This is a genomic window from Heminiphilus faecis, assembly GCF_008728965.1.
Taxonomy (GTDB): Bacteria; Bacteroidota; Bacteroidia; order Bacteroidales; family Muribaculaceae; genus Muribaculum; species Muribaculum faecis.
Genome location: NZ_VSMC01000055.1, coordinates 1 through 3702, shown reverse-complemented (window position 1 = coordinate 3702; position 3702 = coordinate 1). Strand labels below are relative to the sequence as shown.

At 37.9% G+C, this 3702-nt stretch carries 6 protein-coding genes and 1 pseudogene; 1 reads left to right on the top strand and 6 read right to left on the bottom strand.

The genetic code is table 11. The features are described from left to right. Positions 1–114: 114 nt before the first annotated feature. A complete protein-coding gene (locus tag FW767_RS12840; protein ID WP_235898131.1) occupies positions 115–342 on the top strand; it encodes a helix-turn-helix domain-containing protein in 228 nt (75 codons plus the stop codon). 170 nt (positions 343–512) lie between these two features. Here FW767_RS12840 and FW767_RS12835 read toward each other — a convergent pair whose 3' ends face one another. The 6 genes and pseudogenes from FW767_RS12835 to FW767_RS13385 all read right to left on the bottom strand — a co-directional run. Beyond that, positions 513–902 carry a protein-export chaperone SecB gene (locus FW767_RS12835; protein ID WP_121700408.1) on the bottom strand — a complete coding sequence of 130 codons (390 nt, stop codon included), beginning with the start codon at positions 900–902 and terminating at the stop codon, positions 513–515. Between the two features lie 4 nt (positions 903–906). Next, on the bottom strand, positions 907–1215 hold the full coding sequence (locus FW767_RS12830; protein ID WP_121700407.1) for a hypothetical protein: 309 nt from the start codon (positions 1213–1215) through the stop codon (positions 907–909). Beyond that, on the bottom strand, positions 1212–1766 hold the full coding sequence (locus FW767_RS12825) for a poly(ADP-ribose) polymerase family protein (RefSeq protein ID WP_121700406.1): 555 nt from the start codon (positions 1764–1766) through the stop codon (positions 1212–1214). Before FW767_RS12825 ends, FW767_RS12830 begins: the two co-directional genes overlap by 4 nt. Positions 1767–2020: 254 nt before the next feature. Next, entirely contained in the window at positions 2021–2299 is a 279-nt protein-coding gene (locus tag FW767_RS12820; RefSeq protein ID WP_121700405.1) for a nucleotidyl transferase AbiEii/AbiGii toxin family protein, read from the bottom strand. Continuing rightward, entirely contained in the window at positions 2280–3023 is a 744-nt protein-coding gene (locus FW767_RS12815; RefSeq protein WP_147438832.1) for a type IV toxin-antitoxin system AbiEi family antitoxin domain-containing protein, read from the bottom strand. The genes FW767_RS12820 and FW767_RS12815 overlap by 20 nt, the downstream gene beginning before the upstream one ends. A 587-nt stretch (positions 3024–3610) precedes the next feature. Next, positions 3611–3702, bottom strand: a pseudogene (locus tag FW767_RS13385) (transposase); the annotation flags it as partial.

The window sequence follows — 3702 nt, the reverse complement described above, 5'->3', positions numbered from 1 at the left end:
ATAGAGAATTAAAAGGGTAAAATAAAATTGACCCCTAACACCAGGACTTTAAAGGGTCAATCATATTATGGCCAAGGTGGGTAAATTCTGTTTGGCCAAAAGGGTCAAAGTAGAGTGGCTTTTCCAAATACTCTTACAGACTTGGCACGGCCTATGTTCAACGGCAATCGTTTTATTAGCGATACCGAGCTTGCAAAAAGGCTCCGTATCAGCAAACGGACACTCGCCAATTATCGGTCAAACGGCATAATAGGCTTTTATTGTATTGAAGGGAAAATATTATATGCTGAAAGCGACATAGAAGATTATCTGAAAGACAATTACCTTCCTCCACTAATATGAATGACAATCCCCGGCAGTTCAATGGACTGTCGGGGATTTTTGTAATGAGTGTGTCAGTTTTTCTCAGTAATAAATCCAAATATAAGTAGGCTGGGCAAAAGAAAAATAACAGAAAAGCAAGGTCGTGTCAAATTTAATTTGACACGACCTTGCTTTTCTGTTATTTGCTTTTATTTGTTCTTTTCGTTTAAAGAAACAAAATTAATAGAAGGCAAAATAATTGAATCGTAACCTGATTGGAGGGTTAGGTTTGAGATATATGCTCTAATGTATGGAAATGCAATTGCTGGGGCATTAATTTTAAGAAAGGATGAGTCTTTAAAATTCTCATCAATTTTAGAATCCGTTTCAAATACAAATGCCATTTCCAAGGCAATGCTAAACATGGCCTCATTTAACTCAATCTTGAATCCGATAATAAATTCTTGCGGATTGTCTGGATCTAACGCATGACCAAAAGACAATTGAAATTTATTGTCATTACTTTCAGAAAACGAGTTTTCTTGTTTTGATGTTAAAACAAGATCTTTAACCCTCCATCCTTTTAATTGAATTTTCATAGATTTATGCAGCAAATGACAATGAGTAAGAGATACATGAGTCATCATTGCTCACAAACTCATACGTTTTATGCGGCGGAACCACTTTAACGATTTCGTTTATGAACAAATCTTTTATTTGTATAGGTTCATATGTGATGTTATCAAGTTCCACCAAAACATCTCCATAGCCAATATCAGACTTCAATGGGGACAAATCAATATCATATACAATAGGCATATTGTACTCATTGGTAAGCAAATCAAAGAAATCCTCTTCTGAAATACTATCAAAATAGGAATCTATAGTTGCTTTTATGTCTTCTAGTTTCATATTCGTCCTGTTTTAATGTTCGATATGTTAGAAATACAATCCGGGTTATAAACTGCGCAAATCGTAGAATTAGAGAACCTTGATTGGAATTGCAATCGTCGTTCTTCTTTGGTGAGTTTTATGAAGACATCTCCTTTTACGACATCAAATTGTAGTCCCATTTCATTTCTGCCTAGATTTATCAAATAACCATCGATAATCGTTACTCTTCGCATACGTCGAATCTTTTCCGCACTTTTGCGTTTAATGTATTCGAAGATTTCAAGACCCTCTGGCTCTGTTAAATCAAGAAAATTCGATTCTTCTACTGATATTTCCGTTTTTAAAACGCTAAAATGGTCATATTTGTTTGATTGGGAAACTTTATCCCAAGCTTGTAATATTGCCCATTGTTCAGCTTGTGTTTCAGGATGATTACTTTTCCCTTTTACGAAAAAATAAATTCCATCTCCAAGCCAATGTGAATCACCAACAGACAGATTAAACCCCGTTGTCAATATACTCCTAACATGAGCATTATCAGTTCCGTGGTAGCCGTCGAAATTAATCATTGCTCATATTTTGGTACAAAGTTAGTATAAAAAAACAACATTACAAACTTTTGATTGAGTCATGCTTATATCTATCTTTTACTTTAGTAAAAGATAGATATAAGCATGACGGGTGTAAATGATTGACTATCAGTGAATTAGATACAAAGCAGTTGATCGTGGATTTAGTTAATAGATTAGCTATATTTATTATAGGTTTTGATTATTTAACGTTTAAAGCAAGAGGACTGTATTCTCTCCGTTGACGATTGCGTCTATCTCATCTGTGATTTCCCTTGGCTGCCGTTCAAAGATGAAGCGTTGACAATGGCTATATCAATATCTTCTGAGAACCGTGTGCCGATAAAATGGACCTTTGACAGACTTGTTCCGCCCTTGAATATCGCACGGTTGTCGGTGTCCGATTGTACAAGCATCTTTAACGACTGAGTTATCCAGTAGTCCTTTTCAACAGAGACAGAATTTATCTCCAGATATTCAGCTGTGGCAAATACCGCATCGGCAAAAAGTTTTTTATCTTCGTGTAGGTTCATAGATTCTCCATTTTATTTTATTGGGAAGAATAGCATCCGTTATTGGAATCCTGTATTTGGATATTCCGTTCAAAGACTGGCGCAAAGGCTCAATCAGATTATCGCCACATCCGAGATACTCCATAATCGCCCCAAGTAACGCTCTTAATGACGGGGCATAATTCAGTGCGTATTCAGCCATTTTTTTCTTTCCGATGTCATCCAATCCGCTTATTATGCAGATAATCCTTTTGCACGCCTCATTGGGAGTGGTTCCCGGTATCTCCTTTATAAATTTAAGGCAGTCCAATAGCCTGAACAGGTCAATCGCGTCTTCTTTGATTTCATTGGGCTGAAAAACAAAAGAGATATTATAGTTGCCGCGCTTTAACGGTCTCCTGTAATAGTTGGTACCAATCTGAATCTCTGACGAAATTTGTGTGGTAAGTGAGTATTGTGAGAACGCTGTGGCCCCGGTAAGGTAACCGATCACTCGACCGTCCTTGACCAGAAATTCTTTTGCTACCTGTACCGGAGAAGGTTTCAAGTTTCCAAAAACGGTAACTCTTGGCTTATAGTATTTCCCGTTTGAGAGTTTTGAGATATCGCCATTTTCAGCCATACGCTGCAAAGCCCGTGCCGCAGCCTCGCGTTGACTTACATCACAGTCAAGGTCTGAAACGGCAAAGACAAAGTCATCCGGGAATTCCGAGATAGTCTGCTTTATTTTCTTTGATACTGTCATTGGCATCTCCATTAACGAGTACAAAGGTAATAAATTTGTCGGATATTTTGCGTAAAAAAACCGACAAAATTTGCAGGTATCAAAAATTATACCTAACTTTGCACTCAAACAAAGAGGACTTTGACAAACTCGGCATCGCTGATATAGGTATTATGTAAACACCTATTCAGAAGTTGGGCTGATGCCCCAACGCAGGATGCAGAAAATCGTTGAAATTCGCAGGTGTAAGTAGGGTAAAAACAACCCTTCAAAATACACCTATCAACTTGACAACCACTTGGTTAAATATAAGGCCCCAATACTGGTGGCACCACCAAAGACCGCTAATTCTCAATGAGTTAGCGGTCTTTTATTCATTCATACCCCTCCGGGTCACCACAAAAGTCGGCGCATGGTAAAAAAACTGTGTTTGTAGAATTAAAATCTTACCTTTGCCTTCAAAATAGAATTGGAATGGAAAAGAATCCGTATATCGAGCTGGCGGAATGTCTTCTGCCGGAAGAAATGATCGAATATTTTGAAGTCGTCAAGGTGGATAAAACCAAAGAAACCCGGGTCAGCGGATTTTCCCGGTGGGTGGTAAGATGTCAAGAGTATAATGTGGCCAGTCTGAACATGAAGAATTTAATGTCACTGACTCCCCTGAATTGGGTACGGAATGCTTTTATCTTTGCGTTGA

What these genes read in the sequence shown, in the direction of transcription:
- FW767_RS12835 (WP_121700408.1), bottom strand. Translation starts at nt 902, where the DNA reads ATGAAAATTCAATTAAAAGGATGGAGGGTTAAAGATCTTGTTTTAACA.
- FW767_RS12825 (WP_121700406.1), bottom strand. Translation starts at nt 1,766, where the DNA reads ATGATTAATTTCGACGGCTACCACGGAACTGATAATGCTCATGTTAGG.
- FW767_RS12820 (WP_121700405.1), bottom strand. Translation starts at nt 2,299, where the DNA reads ATGAACCTACACGAAGATAAAAAACTTTTTGCCGATGCGGTATTTGCC.
- FW767_RS12830 (WP_121700407.1), bottom strand. Translation starts at nt 1,215, where the DNA reads ATGAAACTAGAAGACATAAAAGCAACTATAGATTCCTATTTTGATAGT.
- FW767_RS12815 (WP_147438832.1), bottom strand. Translation starts at nt 3,023, where the DNA reads ATGACAGTATCAAAGAAAATAAAGCAGACTATCTCGGAATTCCCGGAT.